The sequence below is a fragment of the Enterobacter wuhouensis genome, from assembly GCF_035835995.1.
GTDB lineage: Bacteria > Pseudomonadota > Gammaproteobacteria > Enterobacterales > Enterobacteriaceae > Enterobacter > Enterobacter wuhouensis.
Genome location: NZ_CP142124.1, coordinates 1,163,282 through 1,184,005, shown reverse-complemented (window position 1 = coordinate 1,184,005; position 20,724 = coordinate 1,163,282). Strand labels below are relative to the sequence as shown.

Sequence of the window (20,724 nt, the reverse complement as noted above, 5' to 3'; positions counted from 1 at the left end):
AATTCACCTTTCGAATTACGATCCCTGTGCGTACGCCAGGTCCCCGTGTAAAAAGTGCTCATCAGCAACAATGTTGTGACTGTAGTCACATCAGCTTTTCGGGAACGTTCCCTTTCTGGTCAATCCCCTTTACGCTGTGGTAAGTGTATCCAGAGAGGTTCCCATGAGTACTGAAAAACAGAAGATGATTGCAGGCGAACATTATCGCCCGGGTGATGAGACGCTAAGGGCCGACCGAATGCGTGCGAGACATCAGGTTCACCGCTATAACCATACCGCCCCCGATGAAAAAATCGAGCGCCAGACGATCCTGGCCGACCTGCTGGGGCAAAGTGAAGGGGCATATATTGAGCCCAGCTTCCGCTGTGATTACGGCTATAACATTTACCTCGGCAAAGACTTCTACGCCAACTTCGATTGCGTGATGCTGGATGTCTGCCCCATTCATATCGGCGACAACTGCATGCTCGCGCCCGGCGTACATATTTATACCGCGACCCATCCGCTGGATGCAGGCGAGCGGAACAGCGGCGTTGAATTTGGCAAACCCGTGACCATTGGCAATAACGTCTGGATTGGCGGGCGGGCCGTCATTAACCCTGGCGTAACCCTGGGTGACAATGTGGTCGTGGCGTCCGGAGCGGTAGTAACAAAAGATGTCCCTGCCAACGCGGTGGTCGGTGGTAATCCGGCGAAAATTATTAAAATGCTGTAGCTGAACTGTTATGGTCTTTCAGGGCACAACTGTTACTTTTTTCAGCCTGGTGGCTCCCCTAAAATAGGCAGATCCCCTGTATTTTCAACATTCATGAAGGTAAAAAATGACCGAGATACAGCGCCTGCTTACCGCCATCATCGACGATCTTAACATTCGCGAAAAGCGCGACAATCGCCCGCGCTTTAGCATTAGCTTTATCCGCAAACATCCGGGGCTGTTTGTCGCCATGTACGCGGCCTGGCTGGCAACGCTTGTGGTGATGCTAACATCCGAAACCCTGGTGGACTCCGTGTGGCTGCTCGTTGTGCTGTTTGTGGTATTTAACGCGTTCTTCTTTTTCGACGTCAACCCACGCTATCGCTATGAAGATATCGACGTACTTGATTTCCGGGTCTGCTATAACGGCGAATGGTATAACACCCGCTATGTGCCATCGGAATTAATCGACAGCATCATGCATTCCCCGGCAGTAGAGACAGGCCTCAAAGAGAAACTGCAGAAAATGGTTTCAACAAAAGGCGATCTCTCCTTCTATGATGTCTTTACCCTTTCCCGCCCTGCTGCAGCGTAATTAACCTCTGTATGCGCCGGATACCCGGCGCGAATTGTGACGCGGAAGTATTACCGTAGCCCAATACAAGACCCGTTTGCCCCTGCCGGGCATCAAGGTAGTACCCGCTCAACGCGGCGGGAGCAAGCTGATACGCCCTCGCCTGCTGGACAAGCCGCCGATCGTCGATGCCCTCAATCGACACCGTAAGATGCATTCCCCCTTCACCCGCCAGAATGCGGTGCGCCGTGGCCAGCTCCGCGTCCAGCGCCTCGCGTAGCTGCAGATAGCGTTTACGATAGAGTCGACACATGGCGGCAAGATGGCGAGCGTAGTGCCCTTCTTCAATAAACAGCGCGAGGGTTCGCTGTTCTGCACGGTGACCGCCGCGCAATAACGCGCCGATGGCAGGGAGAGCCGCTTTCGCCAGGGCGGGAGGAAGCACCATAAAACCGATTCTGAGTGACGGAAAAAGCGTTTTGCTGAAGGTGCCGAGATAAACCACAGGCGCATTGTTCACCATTCCCAGCATCGCCGGGACGGGTTCGCCGGTATAGCGAAACTCGCTGTCGTAATCATCTTCAATAATCCAGGCGTTGTGCCGCTGGGCCAGCTCCAGCAGTGCCAGACGCCGCCGCGCGCTGAGCACGCTTCCGTACGGAAACTGATGCGAAGGCGAGGTGAAAATAAACGAAGGGGGCGGTGCCTGTTGCCCTTCCCAGCAGATCCCTTCTTCATCAACCGGCATACCTGCCATCGTCAGGCCTGCTTTTGCAAATGCGCTTTTTGCCCCGGCATACCCAGGATCTTCTACCCATACAACATCGCCCGGTTCACTCAGCAGCATCGTGCACAGGTTAACCCCTTCGAGTGCGCCTTCGGTAATCACTATCTGACTCGCGTCGCAATCAATACCGCGTGATATCGCAAGATGGCGGGCGATAGCCGATCGTAACGACGGTTCTCCAGCCGGATCGCCGTAGCCTAAAAGTGCACTGCCCTCCTCGCGCAGCACGCGATCGTAAAGGCGGCGCCACAGCGGGAGAGGAAAATAATTGATGGCGGGCGTGCCCGGCGTAAAGGCCGGAACGGGTGTATCTCTGGCAACGGGAGCGGGAAGCTGCGCGACGCGTCTGGCAAGCGTGACGGCGGGCTCAGGTAAATCCAGGGCAACGTCACGCTGCGCCAGCTGCGCCACCCGCGTTCCCTGACGGCTGCGCAGGAGATATCCTTCAAGCGTAAGCTGCTCCAGCGCTGCGTTGACGGTGTTTCGGGACAGGGAGAGCTGCTGAGCCAGGGTACGCGAGCCGGACAGCCTGCTGCCGGGCTGCAATCTCCCACACAAGATAGACTCCCGCAGCGCCAGATAGAGCGCACGCTGCAGGGTTTCTTCGCCGCGTTTTTTCAGCGCTGCACTCACTAAAGTATAAAAATCGTCGCCCGGAATATTCATCCATTCTCCTCGTGGTACCAACAAAACATAGCGCGTTGGTTCTTTTTAAGGAACCAGTTATTCACTAGCCTAAAGCTCTTTCACTATCAAGGAGATGAAGATGAATACGTTTAACCAGTTTGGGCAGCCCGTAGGCGACGCGCTTGTCGACTGGCAGCCACGACCGTACCCTTCCCGGGCAACGCTTCAGGGTCAGTACTGCCGGCTGGAACCGCTGCGGGTGGAACACGCCGATGCGCTGTTTTCCGCTTATTCCCTTGCTGCAGACACGCGAAGCTGGACGTGGCTGCTGCGTGAGCCCGATGCGACCGCAGCCGAATTTACCGGGTGGGTTGAAAGCGTGTGCGCGCTATCGGATCCAATGCATTTCACCGTTATCGATAATCAGACGCAGGCCCCGGTGGGCACGCTGGCGCTGATGCGCATCGATCCCAAAAATGGCGTCGTGGAGGTGGGGCACGTGCATTTCTCCCCGCTCCTCAGCCGCACGCCGATGTCAACGGAAGCTCAATACCTGCTGATGAAGTACGTGTTTGATACCCTGGGCTATCGACGCTACGAATGGAAGTGCAACAGCCTGAACGAGCCTTCCCGCAGGGCGGCGCTGCGGTTGGGCTTTCAGTTTGAAGGGCGCTTTCGCCAGGCGCTGGTCGTCAAAGGCCACAACCGGGACACCGACTGGTTTTCGATCGTGGACAACGAATGGCCGGCGCTGGCGAGCGCGTTTGAAAACTGGCTTGCCATCGGCAATTTCACGCCCGATGGCAAGCAGAGAAGATCCCTGGAAAGCTGGCGAGAACAACGCGCTTAGCGTCTTTTTTTACGTCCCTGAACCGCCTTAAAGCGCGGGTTAGATTTGCAGATCACGTACAAACGCCCTTTGCGTTTGACGATCTGGCAGTCCGGATGACGCTGTTTGGCACTGCGAAGTGAGTTAAGCACCTGCATGATTAACCTCGCTTCGCATTAAGAAAGCCGCCAAAACGCTTGCGGAAGCGCGCTGCGCTGCCGTCTGTCGAGAACGTTTTTTGCTTACCGGTATAAAACGGGTGCGATTTTGAAGAAACCTCGATGGTGATATACGGGAAGGTTTCACCGTCGAGTTCAATTTCGCGGTCGGTCTTGATGGTTGAGCCGACCTTAAAGTATTCATTGGCACTGGTGTCGTGAAACACAACGGTGCGATAGGCTGGATGGATATCAGGTTTCATCGCTGTCTTCTCATGTTTTGTTATAACATAACAAAATAATATCCGAGCCTCGCCGCAAAAACAACCCCTGATAATGCGCTACCACTCCGACAAGATTTTGTGATTTACCAACACCAGGCTGAAATCAATGACCGTCGCGTGCTATAACTATATCATTTCGCGGTAAAATCTTTCTCCTCAGGCGATCACACTCAGTGCTACTGCAACGGGCATATGAGAAGGAAACAGCAGCATGAAAACCCGACATCTGGTCAGCCTGGTGACAGGCATATTGATCTTTTCTGTGCTGATACCGATTTGCCTCAGTATCTGGCTGGCGCATCGCCAGGCGGAAAAACAGTTCGTTGATGCGCTGGAAAACTACGCCTCCCGCGTGATGCTTCGGGCAGACAAAGTCGTGGGACAGGCAAAAGATGCCCTTACGCAGCTGCAAACAATCACCTATCTGCCCTGCAGTCAGATGCACCTGCGAGAGCTGCGCCGGCTCACGTTCTCATATCGCTATGTGCAGGAAGTGATTTACGTCGACAACCTCAAACCCGTCTGCTCCTCGCTGGAGCAGGTCAGCCACGCCGGGCCTTTTCCGCCTCCCATGCGCGTGACCTCTGACGGCTACAGCGCCTGGATCACCACGCAAAACGATCTGGGCTTTAATCACTACATGGCCGTTTTGGGTAAAGCACACTATCTGGTGATGATTGACCCTGAATCGCTGGTCGATGTCATTCCCTTTGGCTCTATGCGCACCGATGCTGCGCTAATCGGTCATGGCAATAATATTATTTTCGCGAGGAGCGATTCGCTTAACCCCCACATCCGTCAACTTCTGGAAACCCAGAGCCTGACGCAACTGCAGTACAAAGGTTCAATGTACATTGCAAAGTCGGTGTCCGACCTGGGATATACCGTGGTGGCATGGGCCGCGCTGAAACCGCTGGAAGAGAGCTGGCATAAGCAGCTCTTTTTCTGGCTTCCCTTTGGCATGCTGGTTAGCCTGCTTGCCGCCCTGTTTTTGATCCGCATATTGCGCCGCATCCAGTCGCCCAAAAACCGACTGCAGGACGCCATAAACGGGCGCGATATTGTGGTGCACTATCAGCCCATTGTGGCGCTGTGCAGCGGTAAGATCGTGGGGGCCGAGGCGCTGGCGCGCTGGCCGCAGCCAGACGGAAGCAGCTTGTCACCCGATATTTTTGTGCCGCTGGCAGAGCAGACTGGCCTTATTTCACCGTTAACCCAGCTCATCGTGGAAAAAGTGTTCGAAGATATGGGGCACTGGCTGCATCACCATCCGGATCAGCATATTTCCATTAATCTCGCGTCCGACGATCTGACCTCCGGCAAGCTGCCACCTTTGCTTCATAACCTGCTGAACAAATGGGAAGTCCATCCTGGACAAATTGCCCTTGAGCTTACCGAACGCGGTTTTGCCGATCCCAAAGTGAGCGCCCCCGCCATAGCCGCATTCCGCCGCTCGGGGCACCCTGTATATATTGATGATTTCGGGACCGGCTATTCCAGCCTGAGCTATCTGCAGGATCTGGACGTCGACACGCTAAAAATAGACAAATCTTTTGTGGATGCGCTGGAGTACAAAAACGTCACGCCGCACATTATTGAAATGGCGAAATCACTCAAGCTGGCGATGGTTGCCGAGGGCATTGAAACCCAGGGCCAGCTCGACTGGCTGCATCGTCACGGCGTGCAGTATGGTCAGGGCTGGTACTATAGTAAGGCGCTGCCGAAGGTGGAATTCGTGCTCTGGGCCGAACACAACCTTGAGCAGCACGTTACTTGAGTCAGTTACTCCGGCCGTTGCCGCCAGGTAACGCGATAGCGTAGCTGGCGCTTTTGCAGGATGAACTCAGGCGAAACGCTCGGACTCCACGAATCATCGCCGCCCACGCCCATATGAAACGCATCGAGATTGAGCCAGCATCCCGGCTCCTCACGAAGCTTGTGATGGTGCGTGACCTCACGCAGCTGCTGCTGGCCGTAGCGGCTCAGGGAGAAATGGAAATGTCCCTGCAGCTGATGCGGGCCAAACTCAAGCTCGCGGGTATCGCAGCGCAGGCCATTATCCGTCGGGAAGATATAAGGCGTATGCATCTCTTCCAGCGGTAACTCCCAGCGCCCCTGCTGCGCGGCCAGCTTTCTGTCCGGATAGTTTTCCAGCGGCCCCGCCCCCAGCCAGCGCACCGTGTCCGGCGCCTGGGCGAGATGTACGCTCAGGCCAATGCGCGCCGGTTCGGGGATATCGGAGGCAACCTGCACCTCGACGTCGGCATGCAGCGCGCCCTGCGCGTCAACCCGCCAGACCTTACGGCTCAGGAACAGCGCCTTGCCGCGATGCTCCCAGACGTGCTGCGTCGTTACCACCGCGCCGTCCGCATGCTGGTTCCCTTCACACAGCAGCATGCGCGAGGTTAAATCATACATCCCCGCCGCCTTCCAGCGTTCAACCCATGCATTCGGGTCGATTCGCGTTACCTCGCTCACGCCAATATCATTATCCAGCGGGGCGCGGGTAAAGCTATCCACCAGCGGTGAGAGCAAGGTTTCAACGCCATTGCGCCACCACTGCGTCAGGTTTCCTGAGGCACAATCGAACGTCCAGCGCTGATGCTGATGCGTTATCTCCAGAACGCCCTCTTTATGCGCTAAAACTGGCGTCTCGCCCGTCTCTTCGCGGGCGGCAACGTACAGCGGTGCGGGAAGCGGCCACTGATCCCAGGCGCAGCGATGATTGGCTGGTGACCACGCCGTCGCCTCCGGCTGAAGCACCTCAACATTCAGCCAGACCTCGCCCGGCTCGGCCGCGAGTTCGGGCAGCGGGATCTCCAGACGCTGCGCGCCCTGCGGTGCAATAGACAGCGTCAGGTCGCTCGATACCAGCGCTTTCCCGTCGCGGGTTATTGACCATTTCAGCAGCTCGTTGTCGGTCTGGCGGAACAGATAATCGCTCTGCACCTCCACAACCAGCGGAGAGGTGCTGACCAGCGTAAAGGTGAAGAACTGCTGGGCGCGCTGCGCTTCGTATAGTGCCGGATGCGGCGTGCGGTCGGGGAACACCAGCCCGTTAAGGCAGAACTGTCGGTCATTGGGCGTATCACCAAAATCCCCCCCGTAGGCCCAGAAAGGATTGCCCTTCTCATCTTTCTTCGTCAGCGCCTGATCGACCCAGTCCCAGACAAACCCACCCTGCAGGCGCGGGTGGCTGCGAAATGCCTGCCAGTATTTAGCGAATCCGCCGAAGCTGTTTCCCATCGCATGGGCGTATTCGCAGAGGATCAGCGGACGCGTTTCATCCGGCATGCCGATCCACTTCTTAATAGACCATTTCGGCACGGCCGGGAACGGCTGATCCCAATCGACGCGGGCGTACATCGGGCAGACGATATCGGTGGCGGTGCTATCTGCCCCGCCGCCTTCGTACTGCACCGGACGCGTAGGATCGGTGGTTTTCAGCCAGCGGTAGAGCGCATCGTGATTCGCGCCGTGCCCGGACTCATTCCCCAGCGACCAGATAACGATCGACGGATGGTTGCGGTCGCGCAGCACCATGCGGGTAACGCGCTCGCTCATGGCGGGCAGCCAGCGGGGATCGTCCGAAAGGCGGCTCATTGGAACCATGCCGTGCGTTTCGATATTGGCTTCATCGACAACGTACAGCCCGTAGCGATCGCAAAGGGTGTACCACAGGGGATGGTTCGGGTAGTGAGAGCAGCGGACGGCGTTAAAGTTGTGCTGCTTCATCAGTTCGATGTCGCGACGCATGGTTGCTTCGTCCATCACCTGACCGTTTTCCGGGTGATGCTCATGGCGGTTCACCCCGCGGATGAGCAGGGGTTTACCGTTGAGCTTCAGCAGGCCGTTGCTGATTTCAACGCGGCGGAAGCCAACGTCGCAGGCTTCAACCTCCAGCGTATTCCCCTCCCCGTCCAGCAGCGCGATCGTCAGGCGATACAGCTCCGGCGCTTCAGCGCTCCACAGTGCGGGAGCGGCAACGGGTAGCGATACCGTCAAGCGCTCTGCCCAGCTTCCCCGCTCATCCACCGCGTCGGAGCCGGGACGCTGGGTGGCGCTGGCGCATTTTTCGCCGTTACGCCAGAGGGTAAAGGCCACTTCGCACTCGCTAAATTTCGCGCCCGCCAGCGCCACATCGACGTTCAGCGTCGCGCGATCTAATTCAGTATTCAGACGGGTTACGACGTGATAATCGGCGATCTGCGTTTCCGGCTTATGCAGAAGCGTTACGTCGCGGAAAATGCCGCTCATGCGCCACATATCCTGGTCTTCCAGATAGCTCCCGTCACACCAGCGCAAGACCATTACCGCCAGGCGGTTTTCGCCCGGGCGCAGAACGGCAGAGAGATCGAACTCGGCGGGCAGTCGGCTATCCTGCGAATAGCCTATCCACTGGCCGTTGCACCACAGGTGAAACGCCGAATTTACGCCGTCGAACACGATGCGGGTTTGCCCGCTCTGCAGCCAGGCCTCGTCCATCTCAAATGTGAGCGAGTAACAACCGGTAGGATTTTCTGCCGGAACAAAAGGCGGATTGACGGCAATGGGATAGGTCACGTTCGTGTAGATGGGGGTATCGAAGCCCTGCATCTGCCAGTTTGACGGAACAGGCATCGCAACCGCGTCAGCGTTATCCTCCGCGAGCCATGCCTGCGGAACGTGCTCAGGTGCGGTATAGAAGCTAAAGCGCCACGCCCCGTTAAGAGAGCGTCGGCTGACCGAGCCGGCATCCTCTCTGGCTAAGATTTCATTTCGCCAGCTATGAAACGGCGCATGCGCTGCCAGGCGGTTCCACTGCGTTACGCCAGGGTTTTCCCAGTCCCGGCGAGCCAGAATTGCGCTGAGAGTCAGCGGTGATGTATCAGACATGTTTACCTCGTTGCGAAGCGCTCACAATTTTAGTCAACATGCCCTGGTAATGTATGGCGGTAAAGTGTCCGATCGCAACGTAGCGAGTCAGATCACAAAAGCATTACTCCCGCGCGATTTTCTCTGCCAGAAGCGTCAGAGCCTTCAACTGCCGGGCAAGATCGTCACGATCGGCTCGATCGGCTGCACGAGGCGCGCTGGAATGCCGTGCGATTAAGGTCACGGGCAGCTGCATTTGCCAGCCGTTTTTCTCCTGCGTGGGCGCCAATAGCCATTCCACGCTTCGCTCGCCCGCCTCGCGGAAGGCCTGACGAACGGTCGTAAGGGGAGGAGAAAACCAGGCGCTGTCGGCGGTATCATCAAACCCGACAATAGAAATATGCCCCGGCACCGCAATCCCTTTTTCGGCGCAGGCACGCATTACGCCAAGCGCCATTTGGTCATTCGCCACCAGAATCGCGTCGGGCAACTGCGCGCCCGATAACAGCTGATGGGCTTTTTCATATCCGGAGGCCGCACTCCACTCCCCGTAGGCCACCGCTACGGGCTCAAGCCCGGACTGCGCCAGCGAGGCTTTCCAGCCCGCCAGGCGCGCGCGCGCAGAGACGGAACTTTCTGGCCCGCTCAGGAGAGCAATACGCCGATGCCCCAGGGAGAGAAGATGTTCAGCCCCCAGGCTGGCCCCCTGCCCGGCATTAAACACCAGGCTGTTGACCCGCGCAGAAGGAGAAACATCCAGGAACAGCACCGGTACGGACGCAGCCAGCGTTTTGAGCTGTTCGGCAAGCGGATCGTCCAGCGGGACGTTGACCAGCAGTGCGTCCACGCGCTGCGCCAGCAGCTCCTGGATGGCGGCCTGGCACTGCTGCGGATGTTCCACCATCGAAATGAGCACGCTCGCCCCCTGCTCCAGCGCGCGGGATTTTACGGCAGAGGCTATTTGCGAAGGCGCATGCAGCGCCAGATCGGTGGTGATCAGCCCCAGGGTACGCGTACGTTTTCCCGCCAGCTGCTGTGCGCCACGGTTAGGGACGTAGTGCAGCTCGGCCATCGCCCGCTGCACCTTTTCCCGCGTGCGGGCGGAGACATGCTCCGCATCGTTAATCACGCGGGAAACGGTCTGGTAAGAAACCCCCGCAAGGAGGGCGACATCATAAAGGGTGATCGCTTTCATGCATTCCGGCTTCGCGTCGAGAGGGTCCACTATTGTGGCATAGCGTTACCCTTAAAGCATGTGAGCGCTTCGCAAAATTAAACAATCTGCTCCGGCTGAGGAATGTTATCTACGCGCGGCTTCTGCCGGAACCACGGCAGGCAGAGCTGAATCATAGGGCCAATGGTCAGGGCATACACCACGGTGCCTACGCCAAACGTTCCGCCAAGAATACAGCCGATAATTAACACGCTCACCTCGATCCCGGTTCGCACGCTGCGAATCGACCAGCCAAGACGCGCATGGATCCCTGTCATCAGGCCATCTCGCGGCCCGGCACCAAAGCCCGCGCCAATATACATACCCGTTGCAATTGCATTCACCACAATGCCGGACAGCAGCAGGGTGATGCGTATCGGTAGCGAAGTCAGCTCGGGGATCAGCGCCATCGAAGCATCCGCCGCGAGGCCGATACAGATTACGTTACTGATAGTGCCAAGCCCCGGCATTTGACGAAGCGGTATCCACAGCAGCAGCACCGCCGCCCCGGTCAAAATAATCACCGTACCGATACTCATCCCCAGCTGCAGTGCCACCCCAAGGTGAAAAACGTCCCACGGATCGACACCGAGATCCGAGCGAATAAACATTGCGGTGGACAGGCCGTAAAGCCCCAGACCGACGTAAAGCTGTACCAGACGACGTAGCATTTTTTATCTTCTCCGAATAACCAGACTTTCATCCTGAACCAAAATGGCATTATGATTAATGTCCAGTTTTGAAATAGTGGACTGCACATGTCATCACGTCGTTTCGGAAGCCAGTCTCTGGTCCGCCTGTTAGGCCACTGGCAGCAGCCCTCGTCGCGTACCCCGCTCTGGCGTCAGCTGGCTGACGGATTACGTCTGTTAATTCTTGACGGCAGGCTGGCGCTTAGCACGCGGCTGCCGGGCGAACGGGAGCTGGCCACTGCGCTGGACGTGAGCAGGACAACCATCGGCAGCGCGCTGGCCCATCTGCGGGAGGAGGGATACCTCGAGAGCCGACACGGCAGCGGCTCACGCGTGATTTTGCCGGATACCCGCGCCATACCCACCCTGTCAGCCGCCAGCGCGGCGCTGGATCTCTCGACTGCCGCGCTCAATGCCGGACCCGAAATCCACCAGGCCTACACCCATGCGCTCGCGACCATTCCGCAGCACCTTACCCTGACGGGGTACGATCAGCTTGGGCTGTTGGCACTGCGCGAAGCTATTGCCGCCCGCTATACCGCGCGAGGGCTGCCGACCCAGGCAGATGAAGTGATGGTAGTAAACGGTGCAGTGAGCGGCTTTGCGCTGGTGCTGCGGATGATGACCGGCCCGGGCGATCGCGTCGTGGTTGATTATCCTACCTATCCGCTGGCGATCGCCGCTATCCAGGGGGCGCAATGTCGGCCCGTGGGCGTTTCGCTGCCGGATAAGGGCTGGGATACGGATGGCTTCGCGGCAACGCTTGCCCAGACGGCCCCCCGCCTGGCGTACCTGATGCCGGATTTCCACAATCCAACAGGGCGCTGTATGGACCGCGCCACCCGTCAGGCCATAACCGATATTGCTGCGCAGACACGCACCACGCTGGTTGTCGATGAAACGATGGTGGATTTGTGGTTTGACGCGCCGCCGCCGCCGCCGCTGGCCTCCTTTAACCCGGGGGCAAACGTGATTACGCTCGGCTCCGCCGGAAAAAGCTTCTGGGGAGGACTTCGCCTCGGATGGATCCGCGCCAACTCGCGCACCATCGCAGCGCTGACCCAGACCCGCGATACCCTTGATTTGGGCTCGCCAATACTGGAACAGCTGGCAACACAGTGGCTGATTGAAAATAGCGATTCCTTCCTGCCCGCGCGCCGAAAAATGCTGAAGGCACACCGCAGCCGGTGTCGCGAGCTGCTGCAAAAGCACTTCCCTGAATGGCGATTTCAGGAGGCCGAAGGCGGGCTTTCCTACTGGATAGAGCTGCCCGGCATGCATGCGACGCAGCTGGCCGCACGTGCCGAAACGCTGGGGATAAATCTGGGAACGGGCACGCGGTTTGGTCTTTCCGGTGCGTTTGATCGCTACTTACGCATGCCCTTCACGCTCGACCCGGATCGGCTTGAAGAAGCGCTGCTAAGAATTAAACCGCTTTGGCTGGCGCTAAATAAAAGCACGCCATCAATTAAGCGCAGCCTGGTATAATGTAAATAATAAAAACTGCTGACTGTAATGCATGCAGTCAGCAGTTTTCACCGGCCAGGATTTAGTGCTGCGGAGGAATAGGGAAACCTTTCAGCGAAATAACAAAACTTTCACCCTCTTTCTTTATTTTTGCGCCGGTGTCACACCAGTCAGACGCAATACGAAAGAACTCATCGCTTCCTACATTCCAGCCGAGACGTACATGCTTGACGTAGCCTGAGCGTAACAGATCGCAGGCCTCTTTGTAGTCACAGGCAGTTGACGGTTGTTGTTTCATTTTCTCTTCTTCAGAAGTTTGCGTAGTGCTTTGATTTCTTTAGGAGTAAATGGATTTACACTCTCTTCTTCCGTATGCTGATTATCAATATCCTCTTCCGATACTCCCGCCTCTTCTACTGCTTCAAATCCCAGCAGCAGCAGTTTTTCTGTCGTCACGCTTAAATTCTCGTTATTCACTTCCGCGTAGTGGCGAAGTCTTTCTTTCAGCGCTTCATCAATTTTAACGTTTAGTACCGCAGTAGCCATGATTGTTACTTCCCTTCGGAATAAGTTCTTTATTTAATACACGAAGTTATCCGCCTAAGCCAGATCTATATTTTTTGCTTATGACGGAAAAAAGACACCCAATAATAAAATGACAGTCTATTATTACAGGTTTATGACAGTAATATTTCAAATAAATGAAAGATATATTACGCAGACTATTAAATACCCTTTATATAATAAAGGCTATTTTAACTGGCGGTAGAGTAAGGGGATCATGGAGGCTGAAATGGGTGGGGGCCCTGCCAGCTACATCCCGGCACACACGTCGTCTGCCCTGGCTGCTTCCTTCCGGACCTGACCTGGTGAACAGAGTAGCGTTGCGGGAGAACCAACAGGGCCCCCATTGAGAGCGTTGTTAACCAACGCGCTGGCGCATTATCGCTATGCCGCCCTGTAATTGCAAGCCGCAGGCGTCCGAATGCTGGTTTATTGCGCAAACAGGCGCAGTAATCAGTAAGAACCTAGTTTAACATGGCTGTCCAGACAATCCCACAGGCATAGATATGGACGAACACGACACCTTTCCACAGCGTGTATGGCAAATCGTGGCCTCAATCCCGGAAGGCTATATCACAACCTATGGCGACGTTGCCCGTCTTGCCGGTTCTCCCCGTGCCGCGCGCCAGGTCGGCGGCGTACTGAAGCGGCTTCCGGAGGGAAGCACCTTACCGTGGCATCGCGTGGTGAATCGTCACGGCGCGATTTCGCTCACCGGGCCGGATCTTCAGCGCCAGCGTCAGGCGTTGCTTTCCGAGGGGATACAGGTGTCAGGGTCGGGGCAGATAGATTTGCAGAAGTACCGCTGGGTGTACTGATTGACACCCTCTCCCGCAGGAGAGGGTTTAGCCTTAATTACAGCTGGGTAGGCGGCGTAGGGACAGCCGGCTGGTTCGCTTGTGGCGCAACCGGGAGTGCCGTTTGCGTTACCGGCACCAGGTTCAGGTCGACTTTGGTTCCACCGTTGTTAACGGCTTCCTGCACGGTATCGGTGATAAAGACCAGCTTATCGTTGATCGTTACCGCCGCGCTCAGCAGGATACGCGCGTTTGGCTGCACGTCTGATGGGTTATACGGCAACACGAAGCTGAACGGTGCCTGTTTACCCTCTGTACGCACCGCACGCTGCGCCAGAACCTTAGACGGCGCGTCCGCCAGCGAGGCGTCAGACAGGGTTACCGTTAATACCGCATCCGGCGGTAAGGCAACTTTCTGCTTGATCCAGATAGTACCGGACACATTTGGCTGCTGAATGGACTGCTGTGAAAGTGTATTTATCCCGTTAGGATCTGCAGCGGGCACGGGCACCTGAGCGCTTTTACCGGCGCAAGCAGAGAGCGCTACCGCAATTGCTATACCACTTAGCATTGGCACGAGTTTCATTGAAGTCTCCTTATCATCAATGCACCAGCGGGATCGATCCCATCCGATGTCGTTTCATTCACATAACGTAAACAAGTGTGGCACAAATCACTGATTAATGCCTAATTTCGAGCCGATATTCAGACTATTCTACCCATCGGACCACTTTCATTTCTGCGTTATACTCTGCGTATCTTTCGCCACGGCGTTTATTGAGGACGACTATGAGTCAAGCACTGAACAATCTGCTGACATTACTGAATCTGGAAAAAATAGAGGAAGGACTCTATCGCGGGCAGAGCGAAGATTTAGGCTTACGCCAGGTTTTCGGTGGACAGGTGGTAGGACAAGCGCTGTACGCGGCCAAGGAAACCGTCCCGACAGACCGTCTGGTGCACTCCTTTCACAGCTATTTCTTACGCCCTGGCGACAGTGCAAAGCCGATTGTGTACGACGTTGAGGTTTTACGTGACGGCAACAGCTTTAGCGCCCGTCGCGTGGCGGCCGTTCAGAACGGCAAACCCATCTTTTACATGACCGCCTCGTTCCAGGCGCCAGAGCCGGGTTATGAGCATCAGAAAGAGATGCTACCCGCCCCGTCGCCGGACGATCTTCAGTCTGAGACGGACATTGCCCGCGCGCTCGCGCATTTATTGCCGCCGCAGGTTAAAGAGAAGTTTCTCTGCGATAAGCCGCTGGAAATCCGCCCTGTCGAATTCCATAACCCGATGAAAGGCCACACCGCTGAACCCAAGCGTCAGGTCTGGATGCGAGCCAATGGCACCGTGCCGGAAGATCTTCGCGTACATCAGTACCTGCTGGGCTACGCGTCTGATTTCAACTTCCTGCCGGTTGCGCTACAGCCGCACGGCGTTGGGTTCCTGGAGAAAGGGATGCAGGTCGCAACCATTGACCACTCCATGTGGTTCCACCGTCCATTTGATATGAATGAATGGCTGCTCTACAGCGTGGAGAGCACGTCAGCGTCGAGCGCTCGCGGGTTTGTGCGTGGGGAGTTTTATACGCAGGATGGCGTGCTGGTGGCTTCTACAGTGCAGGAAGGGGTGATGCGTAATCGAGGGTGATCTTGTGCGGCCTGATGCCCTCACCCTGGCCCTCTCCCACGGGGAGAGGGAATAAACACTAAAATCGGCAACCTCTCGGTTGCCGTTTTGCTGTCTGTTAGGCGTTATAGGCATTCTCGCCGTGGCTGTTCACATCCAGACCTTCGCGTTCCTGCTCTTCCGGTACGCGCAGCCCGACGGTCATGTCCGCCAGCTTGTAGCCGATGAAGGCGACAACCGCAGACCACACAACGGTGATGGCAATACTTTCCAGCTGTACCAGCACCTGATGAACCATCGTCACGCCTTCTGCATACCCCACGCCGCCCAGAGATTTCGCGGCAAAGATACCGGTCATTATACAGCCGACGATGCCGCACACGCCGTGGACGCCAAACACGTCGCATGGGTCGTCAACGCGCAGAATACGCTTCAGTGCGGTCACGCCCCACAGGCCGGCAAGACCCGCCACCAGCCCCACCAGAAGCGCACCGCCGACGCCCACGTAGCCACACGCAGGGGTAATACCGACCAGCCCAGCAATCGCGCCGGAACAGGCACCCAGCAGAGACGGCTTACCGCGCACGGCCCACTCGCCAAACACCCAGGAGAGGATCGCACCTGCCGTCGCGACAACGGTGTTCACGAAGGCCAGCGCGGCGATTTCGTTAGCCGAACTTGCAGACCCGGCGTTGAAGCCGAACCAGCCAAAGTAGAGGATAGCCGTACCGGTAAAGACCATCGGCAGGTTGTGCGGCTTAAACGCCTCTTTCCCAAAGCCCACGCGTTTGCCAATCAGGTACGCGCCCACCAGACCCGCAACCGCGGCGTTGATGTGGACAACGGTCCCGCCCGCAAAGTCCATCGCACCGTGAGACGCCAGCAAACCGCCGCCCCAGACCATGTGCGCAATCGGCACGTAGGAGAGCGTCAGCCAGACCACCACGAAAATCAGCACCGCAGAGAAACGAATACGCTCCGCCAGCGCGCCGACAATCAGGCCCACGGTAATACAGGCGAATGAGCCCTGGAACGCAACGTGAATATACTGATAGAAGGACCCCATCAGCGCGGTCAGCTCAATATTCTTCAGCATCGCCCAGTTGAAGCTGCCGAAGAAGGCGTTACCTTCGCCGAAGGCCAGCGAGTAACCGTAAACCACCCACAGCACGCACACCAGCGCGAACGTCACGGCAACCTGCGTTAGCATAGAGAGCACGTTTTTACCGCGGATCAGGCCGCCGTAAAACAGCGCAATGCCCGGAATAGTCATGAACAGCACCAGCGCGGTGCAGATCATCATAAATGCGTTATCGGCTTTGTCTGCCACAGCAGGGGCAGCCATGGCCAGGCCCGGCAGCAGCGCCAGCGACCCCAGACCCGTTTTGATTGTTGCTATCTTCATTTTCTCGATCCCTATCACTGTGTGCCAGGCGTTATTTACAGTGCCGCTTCGTCGGATTCGCCGGTACGGATGCGAATGACGCGCTGCAGTTCAGCAACGAAAATTTTGCCGTCGCCAATTTTGCCGGTGTAGGCCGCTTTGCTGATGATGTCGATGACTTCATCGAGCTGATCGTCCGCAATCGCGACATCAATTTTTACTTTTGGCAGGAAGTTAACGCTGTATTCCGCCCCGCGATAAAGCTCGGCATGCCCCTTCTGACGACCAAAGCCTTTCACTTCGGTAACAGTCAGTCCCTGAATACCCATAGAGGACAGTGCTTCACGCACGTCTTCGAGTTTGAATGGTTTAATTACCACCGTAACCAGCTTCATAGATCCCCTCCAGTCAGAATTCGGTAATGGCCGCAGCTAACACGAAAGGGATACTGCAAGGGATGTGCCAGAATTGAAAACAGAGGGAAAGCGCGTGTGAAGTCGCCTGATACGGCGCAAAGTAAACGACTGATGAAAAAAAACGCACCATGACGGTGCAGGGTGCGTTTCAGTTTTGCACCAACAGCTTTGGCTGTTAGCGCGTTGCCTGCTTTTGGTGCATCAGGCGCTAAGCGACTCTTCTTCGCGCGCGCTGGCGGCCAGCTCTTCGCCCGCAAGCTGTAGTTGATACATCTGCCAGTAGCGCCCCTTCGCCTCCAGAAGCTCTCGGTGCGTACCGCGCTCTACGGCCTGCCCGCGGTGCAGCACCAGAATGGTATCCGCCTCGACAATCGTTGAAAGACGATGGGCAATGACCACCAGCGTCGTATGGTCACGCACGGCGGCCAGCGCCTGCTGGATAGCCTGCTCGGTGCCCGAATCGATACTGGCCGTGGCTTCATCCAGAATTAGCACCTGCGGCGTTTCGATCAGCACGCGCGCCAGCGCCAGAAGCTGCTTTTGCCCAACGGAGAGGTTATTCCCCTGTTCACCCAGCTTCGTGTTGATCCCGTCGCTAAACCCGCGCGCCAGCTCTGCCAGCTGGACCTTTTCAAGCACGTCCCAGACCTGCTCATGGGTATAAGGCCGCCCCAGCGTCACGTTAGCGTAGAAGGTATCCGCCAGCACAACCGGGTCCTGCTGCACCATCGCGACGCCCTTACGCAACACGTTATGGCTGAGTGACGCAAGCGAACGGCCGTCCAGGCGGATCTCGCCCTGAGTTAAGGGGTAATATCCCATAAGCAGGCTGGCCAGCGTACTTTTGCCACTGCCGGTATGCCCAACCAGCGCGACAAAGCCGCGCGACGGAACGTCCAGGTTGATGTCCTTCAGCACCAGCTGGTCGTCGCGGTAGGCAAAGGAGACATTATCAAAAGCAATTGCCCCGCTTTGCAGCGGGCGGTCGTCGTTGCCGTAGGTCTGACGCGGTCTGTCCATTAATTCAAATACGCGTTCGCCTGCCACCACGGCCTGCTGCAGCATGGATTGCTGGGTAGTGAGTTCAATCAGCGGTTCATTAAGACGCCCAAGATAGCTGATAAAGGCATACAGGACCCCGACCTCAATAGTGCCGCGCGTTGTCAGGCCAAACATCATCAGCAGGCCGCAGAGCACCAGCGCCGAGAAAAGACTCAGCAGCGGGCGCAGGAGGAAACCGTCCAGGCGCAGCGTCTGCATACGCGCCATATAGTGAGAACGGCTGGCCTCGCCCATCCGCTCGCCAAAGCGCGCCTGCTGGCGGAACTGCTGGATCACGCTCATGCCGTTAATCACTTCGTTGAAGCCATCGTTGATGTCGGCGAGGTAGGCGCGCACGCGACGCACAATCGGCGTGCTGTAGCGTTGATAGATAACCATCACGATCAGCACCGCCGGGAAGATGGCGATCGCCACCAGCGCCATGCGCCAGTCGAGGCTAAACATCGCTACCAGCATCGCGCCAATCAGCGCCGCGCTGCGTAATACGGTAGCGACAACCGTGACGTACAGATCGCGGATCACTTCGGTATCGTTGGTGACGCGAGAGATCACCTGCCCGACAGGCTGAGTATCAAACTCGCTGAGCGGCTGGCGCAGCGCGGCGTCCATGACGTCCGTACGCAGCTGCTGAACAACGCCCACGGCTGCACGGTTAAACAGCAGCGACTGGGCATAGTGCAGCCCCGCCGCAGTCAGCTGTAGTCCCACATAGGCCACGCCCAGCCCAGCCACCAGCCCCAGCGGCAGATAGCTTTTTGCGACCATGTTATCGATGAAATAGCTGATAAGCAGCGGGCCGCTAACCTCCGCAACCGCCGCAATCCACAGCAAAAGCACGGCGATGGACAGCGGTTTACGCCACGGAGAGCCGTAGGCAAGCAGACGCTTCAGCGTCGGCCACATCGTTCCGAGCTTACGCATGGGTGACCTCCTCATCCAGCGCCGCCTCAAGCTGCTGATAGCGGTACATATCCCGGTACCAGCCAGCCTGCTCCGCCAGCCGATCGTGCTGACCGCGCTGGGCAATGTGTCCGTGCTGCAGTACGAGGATCTCACTGGCCTCCGTCAATGCCGACAGGCGGTGAGCGCTGATGATGACCGTGCGCCCTTCGCCCCACTGGCGCAGGTTGTGCAGTATTTGATGCTCGGTGCGGCCATCGACGGCGGAGAGCGCATCATCCAGAATCAGGATTTCAGCGTTCAGCAGCAGCGCGCGGGCAATAGAAATTCGCTGTTTTTGTCCGCCGGAGAGCATCACGCCGCGTTCGCCGACCTCCGTTTCATAGCCCTGCGGCAGGCGCAAAATATCGTCATGAACGCTGGCTAAGCGCGCGACGTGTTCAATCTCTTCCTGCGTGGCGGCAGGGTGGCCGAGGGCAATATTGTTGGCGATGGTATCTGAGAATAAGAACGGCGTCTGGCTGACGACCGCCAGGCGGCTGCGCCAGCCGTCCAGCTGCAGGCTCGTCAGGGGACGATCGTGGAAACGAATGTCGCCCTGCGTCACGTCAAAATGGCGCTGGAGCAGCGACAGAATAGTGCTTTTTCCCGATCCCGTTGGGCCACAGATGCCCAGCATCTGGCCGGGCTGCAGCGTAAAGCTCACGTTTTCGATCACCGGATGTTCCGTCTGCGGATAGCTAAATGACCGGATATCAGCCTTCACCACCCCGCGTCCTTCGGGCACCGGCTCACTGCCGTCATTCACGACCGGCGCTTCGGCCAGCATGGAGCGAATGCGGCTGTAGGCGGCGCTGCCGCGCTCGACAATGTTGAACATCCACGCCAGGGCCAGCATCGGCCAAATCATCAGTCCCAGATACATCGCAAAGCTGGTTAACTGACCGAGCGTCATCGAGCCCTGCACCACCATCCAGCTGCCACCGCCGATCGCCAGCATGTTTGCCATGCCGATGGCGATATAGATCGTTGGATCGAAGCGGGCATCAATACGCGCCACGCGCATATTTTTCGCCCCGGTATCGGCCGCATCGGCGGCAAACAGCGCGGACTGGCGATCCTCCAGACCAAAGGCTTTGATCATGCGGATGCTGGTCATGCTCTCCTGGGTGCGATCGTTGAGCGATGAAAACGCCGCCTGCGCCAGCTTGAAGCGCTCGTGCAGCTTTTCACCGTAGCGGTTGATCGCCAGCGCCATTATTGGCATCGGCAGCAGCGCCAGGAGGGTTAACTGCCAGCTGATTTGGGTCGACATGACGATCAGTACCGCGCAGCCCATCACCAGTGAATCCACCAGCGTCAGCACCCCTTCCCCGGCGGCAAAGACCACGCGGTCTACGTCGTTGGTGGCGCGGGCGATGAGATCCCCGGTGCGATGGCGAAGGTAAAACTCCGGATGCTGGCGGCTCAGCTGGCGATAAAAATCTTCGCGCAGCTCAACGGCCAGCTGATAGGACGCACCGAATAAGAGCACGCGCCAGACGTAGCGCAGCAGGTAGACAATCACCGCGGTCAGCACCAGCGTGCCAACCCACATCATCACCCGTGCGGTGGTGTAATGCTGTTCCGTAACGCCATCCACGACGTATCCCACCACTTTCGGCGGGATCAGCTGCAGAATGGCAATAATGATAAGCAGGCATACGGCGCCGAGATAGCGTTGCCACTCCCGACGAAAGTACCAGCTTAATTGGGCAAATAATCGCACGAAGTTTGTTCCTGAAGGTATTTGA

Annotated in this window: 19 protein-coding genes, 1 other RNA gene and 1 pseudogene; 7 read left to right on the top strand and 14 right to left on the bottom strand. The window is 57.3% G+C overall.

Going from position 1 to position 20,724, the window contains the following annotated elements; all coding sequences use genetic code 11:
- Nucleotides 1–163: 163 nt before the first annotated feature.
- Complete coding sequence (maa, locus tag VPX56_RS05660) at nucleotides 164–715, top strand: maltose O-acetyltransferase (RefSeq protein ID WP_326470404.1); 552 nt, start codon at nucleotides 164–166, stop codon at nucleotides 713–715.
- A 106-nt stretch (nucleotides 716–821) separates the two neighbouring features.
- Complete coding sequence (locus VPX56_RS05655; protein ID WP_326470402.1) at nucleotides 822–1,289, top strand: YlaC family protein; 468 nt, start codon at nucleotides 822–824, stop codon at nucleotides 1,287–1,289.
- On the opposite strand, the gene pdxR is transcribed toward VPX56_RS05655, so the two are convergent.
- Complete coding sequence (pdxR, locus tag VPX56_RS05650; protein WP_326470400.1) at nucleotides 1,261–2,721, bottom strand: MocR-like pyridoxine biosynthesis transcription factor PdxR; 1,461 nt, start codon at nucleotides 2,719–2,721, stop codon at nucleotides 1,261–1,263. The genes VPX56_RS05655 and pdxR overlap by 29 nt on opposite strands.
- Before the next feature lie 100 nt (nucleotides 2,722–2,821).
- Here pdxR and VPX56_RS05645 point away from each other — a divergent pair, with 100 nt between their 5' ends.
- The gene (locus tag VPX56_RS05645; protein WP_326470398.1) at nucleotides 2,822–3,532 is read left to right on the top strand and encodes a GNAT family N-acetyltransferase; all 711 of its coding nucleotides are present in this window, start codon (nucleotides 2,822–2,824) and stop codon (nucleotides 3,530–3,532) included.
- Here the strand turns inward: VPX56_RS05645 and ykgO are convergent.
- Together ykgO and VPX56_RS05635 are read right to left on the bottom strand one after the other, a co-directional pair.
- Nucleotides 3,529–3,669, bottom strand: coding sequence for a type B 50S ribosomal protein L36 (ykgO, locus tag VPX56_RS05640; protein WP_003859006.1), 141 nt, complete (start codon nucleotides 3,667–3,669; stop codon nucleotides 3,529–3,531). The genes VPX56_RS05645 and ykgO overlap by 4 nt on opposite strands.
- A 2-nt stretch (nucleotides 3,670–3,671) precedes the next feature.
- The gene (locus tag VPX56_RS05635; protein WP_131633245.1) at nucleotides 3,672–3,932 is read right to left on the bottom strand and encodes a type B 50S ribosomal protein L31; all 261 of its coding nucleotides are present in this window, start codon (nucleotides 3,930–3,932) and stop codon (nucleotides 3,672–3,674) included.
- A gap of 232 nt (nucleotides 3,933–4,164) precedes the next feature.
- Between VPX56_RS05635 and VPX56_RS05630 the strand changes: the two genes are divergently transcribed.
- Nucleotides 4,165–5,730 carry an EAL domain-containing protein gene (locus VPX56_RS05630; protein ID WP_326470396.1) on the top strand — a complete coding sequence of 522 codons (1,566 nt, stop codon included), beginning with the start codon at nucleotides 4,165–4,167 and terminating at the stop codon, nucleotides 5,728–5,730.
- 5 nt (nucleotides 5,731–5,735) lie between these two features.
- On the opposite strand, the gene VPX56_RS05625 is transcribed toward VPX56_RS05630, so the two are convergent.
- The 3 genes from VPX56_RS05625 to yczE all read right to left on the bottom strand — a co-directional run bounded on the left by VPX56_RS05625 (nucleotide 5,736) and on the right by yczE (nucleotide 10,691).
- The gene (locus VPX56_RS05625) at nucleotides 5,736–8,828 is read right to left on the bottom strand and encodes a beta-galactosidase (RefSeq protein ID WP_326470394.1); all 3,093 of its coding nucleotides are present in this window, start codon (nucleotides 8,826–8,828) and stop codon (nucleotides 5,736–5,738) included.
- A gap of 103 nt (nucleotides 8,829–8,931) precedes the next feature.
- A complete protein-coding gene (locus tag VPX56_RS05620; protein WP_131633248.1) occupies nucleotides 8,932–10,002 on the bottom strand; it encodes a LacI family DNA-binding transcriptional regulator in 1,071 nt (356 codons plus the stop codon).
- 77 nt (nucleotides 10,003–10,079) lie between these two features.
- Nucleotides 10,080–10,691, bottom strand: coding sequence for a membrane protein YczE (gene yczE / locus VPX56_RS05615; RefSeq protein WP_326470392.1), 612 nt, complete (start codon nucleotides 10,689–10,691; stop codon nucleotides 10,080–10,082).
- A gap of 87 nt (nucleotides 10,692–10,778) precedes the next feature.
- On the opposite strand from yczE, the gene yczR reads away from it, so the two are divergent.
- Nucleotides 10,779–12,200: a MocR-like transcription factor YczR gene (gene yczR / locus VPX56_RS05610; RefSeq protein WP_326470390.1), complete on the top strand. Its 1,422-nt coding sequence runs from the start codon at nucleotides 10,779–10,781 to the stop codon at nucleotides 12,198–12,200.
- A 61-nt stretch (nucleotides 12,201–12,261) separates the two neighbouring features.
- Here the strand turns inward: yczR and VPX56_RS05605 are convergent, their stop codons facing one another.
- The 3 genes from VPX56_RS05605 to ffs all read right to left on the bottom strand — a co-directional run bounded on the left by VPX56_RS05605 (nucleotide 12,262) and on the right by ffs (nucleotide 13,080).
- Nucleotides 12,262–12,477 (bottom strand): hypothetical protein, encoded by a 216-nt coding sequence (locus tag VPX56_RS05605; RefSeq protein ID WP_131633251.1) that lies wholly within the window; start codon nucleotides 12,475–12,477, stop codon nucleotides 12,262–12,264.
- Nucleotides 12,474–12,725 (bottom strand): hypothetical protein, encoded by a 252-nt coding sequence (locus VPX56_RS05600; RefSeq protein WP_326470387.1) that lies wholly within the window; start codon nucleotides 12,723–12,725, stop codon nucleotides 12,474–12,476. The genes VPX56_RS05605 and VPX56_RS05600 overlap by 4 nt, the downstream gene beginning before the upstream one ends.
- A gap of 258 nt (nucleotides 12,726–12,983) precedes the next feature.
- An RNA gene (gene ffs, locus VPX56_RS05595) (signal recognition particle sRNA small type) lies at nucleotides 12,984–13,080 on the bottom strand.
- Nucleotides 13,081–13,246: 166 nt separating this feature from the next.
- On the opposite strand from ffs, the pseudogene VPX56_RS05590 reads away from it, so the two are divergent.
- A pseudogene (locus VPX56_RS05590) lies at nucleotides 13,247–13,561 on the top strand (MGMT family protein); the annotation flags it as partial.
- Nucleotides 13,562–13,598: 37 nt separating this feature from the next.
- On the opposite strand, the gene VPX56_RS05585 reads toward VPX56_RS05590, so the two are convergent.
- Nucleotides 13,599–14,126 (bottom strand): YbaY family lipoprotein, encoded by a 528-nt coding sequence (locus VPX56_RS05585; RefSeq protein WP_131633254.1) that lies wholly within the window; start codon nucleotides 14,124–14,126, stop codon nucleotides 13,599–13,601.
- Between the two features lie 203 nt (nucleotides 14,127–14,329).
- Between VPX56_RS05585 and tesB the strand changes: the two genes are divergently transcribed.
- Nucleotides 14,330–15,190 carry an acyl-CoA thioesterase II gene (tesB, locus tag VPX56_RS05580; RefSeq protein WP_326470386.1) on the top strand — a complete coding sequence of 287 codons (861 nt, stop codon included), beginning with the start codon at nucleotides 14,330–14,332 and terminating at the stop codon, nucleotides 15,188–15,190.
- Nucleotides 15,191–15,287: 97 nt separating this feature from the next.
- On the opposite strand, the gene amtB is transcribed toward tesB, so the two are convergent.
- The 4 genes from amtB to VPX56_RS05560 all read right to left on the bottom strand — a co-directional run bounded on the left by amtB (nucleotide 15,288) and on the right by VPX56_RS05560 (nucleotide 20,699).
- Entirely contained in the window at nucleotides 15,288–16,574 is a 1,287-nt protein-coding gene (amtB, locus tag VPX56_RS05575; protein ID WP_131633256.1) for an ammonium transporter AmtB, read from the bottom strand.
- Nucleotides 16,575–16,609: 35 nt separating this feature from the next.
- Nucleotides 16,610–16,948 carry a P-II family nitrogen regulator gene (gene glnK / locus VPX56_RS05570; protein ID WP_119935278.1) on the bottom strand — a complete coding sequence of 113 codons (339 nt, stop codon included), beginning with the start codon at nucleotides 16,946–16,948 and terminating at the stop codon, nucleotides 16,610–16,612.
- Between the two features lie 222 nt (nucleotides 16,949–17,170).
- Nucleotides 17,171–18,952 (bottom strand): SmdB family multidrug efflux ABC transporter permease/ATP-binding protein, encoded by a 1,782-nt coding sequence (locus VPX56_RS05565; RefSeq protein WP_326470385.1) that lies wholly within the window; start codon nucleotides 18,950–18,952, stop codon nucleotides 17,171–17,173.
- Nucleotides 18,945–20,699, bottom strand: coding sequence for a SmdA family multidrug ABC transporter permease/ATP-binding protein (locus VPX56_RS05560; RefSeq protein WP_263610795.1), 1,755 nt, complete (start codon nucleotides 20,697–20,699; stop codon nucleotides 18,945–18,947). The genes VPX56_RS05565 and VPX56_RS05560 overlap by 8 nt, the downstream gene beginning before the upstream one ends.
- Nucleotides 20,700–20,724 lie beyond the last annotated feature (25 nt).

Coding starts and splice junctions, on each gene's coding strand:
- pdxR (WP_326470400.1), bottom strand. CDS start 2,721: ATGAATATTCCGGGCGACGATTTTTATACTTTAGTGAGTGCAGCGCTG.
- amtB (WP_131633256.1), bottom strand. CDS start 16,574: ATGAAGATAGCAACAATCAAAACGGGTCTGGGGTCGCTGGCGCTGCTG.
- ykgO (WP_003859006.1), bottom strand. CDS start 3,669: ATGCAGGTGCTTAACTCACTTCGCAGTGCCAAACAGCGTCATCCGGAC.
- tesB (WP_326470386.1), top strand. CDS start 14,330: ATGAGTCAAGCACTGAACAATCTGCTGACATTACTGAATCTGGAAAAA.
- VPX56_RS05620 (WP_131633248.1), bottom strand. CDS start 10,002: ATGAAAGCGATCACCCTTTATGATGTCGCCCTCCTTGCGGGGGTTTCT.
- VPX56_RS05585 (WP_131633254.1), bottom strand. CDS start 14,126: ATGAAACTCGTGCCAATGCTAAGTGGTATAGCAATTGCGGTAGCGCTC.
- maa (WP_326470404.1), top strand. CDS start 164: ATGAGTACTGAAAAACAGAAGATGATTGCAGGCGAACATTATCGCCCG.
- VPX56_RS05565 (WP_326470385.1), bottom strand. CDS start 18,952: ATGCGTAAGCTCGGAACGATGTGGCCGACGCTGAAGCGTCTGCTTGCC.
- VPX56_RS05600 (WP_326470387.1), bottom strand. CDS start 12,725: ATGGCTACTGCGGTACTAAACGTTAAAATTGATGAAGCGCTGAAAGAA.
- VPX56_RS05625 (WP_326470394.1), bottom strand. CDS start 8,828: ATGTCTGATACATCACCGCTGACTCTCAGCGCAATTCTGGCTCGCCGG.
- VPX56_RS05655 (WP_326470402.1), top strand. CDS start 822: ATGACCGAGATACAGCGCCTGCTTACCGCCATCATCGACGATCTTAAC.
- VPX56_RS05605 (WP_131633251.1), bottom strand. CDS start 12,477: ATGAAACAACAACCGTCAACTGCCTGTGACTACAAAGAGGCCTGCGAT.
- VPX56_RS05645 (WP_326470398.1), top strand. CDS start 2,822: ATGAATACGTTTAACCAGTTTGGGCAGCCCGTAGGCGACGCGCTTGTC.
- VPX56_RS05635 (WP_131633245.1), bottom strand. CDS start 3,932: ATGAAACCTGATATCCATCCAGCCTATCGCACCGTTGTGTTTCACGAC.
- yczR (WP_326470390.1), top strand. CDS start 10,779: ATGTCATCACGTCGTTTCGGAAGCCAGTCTCTGGTCCGCCTGTTAGGC.
- glnK (WP_119935278.1), bottom strand. CDS start 16,948: ATGAAGCTGGTTACGGTGGTAATTAAACCATTCAAACTCGAAGACGTG.
- yczE (WP_326470392.1), bottom strand. CDS start 10,691: ATGCTACGTCGTCTGGTACAGCTTTACGTCGGTCTGGGGCTTTACGGC.
- VPX56_RS05630 (WP_326470396.1), top strand. CDS start 4,165: ATGAAAACCCGACATCTGGTCAGCCTGGTGACAGGCATATTGATCTTT.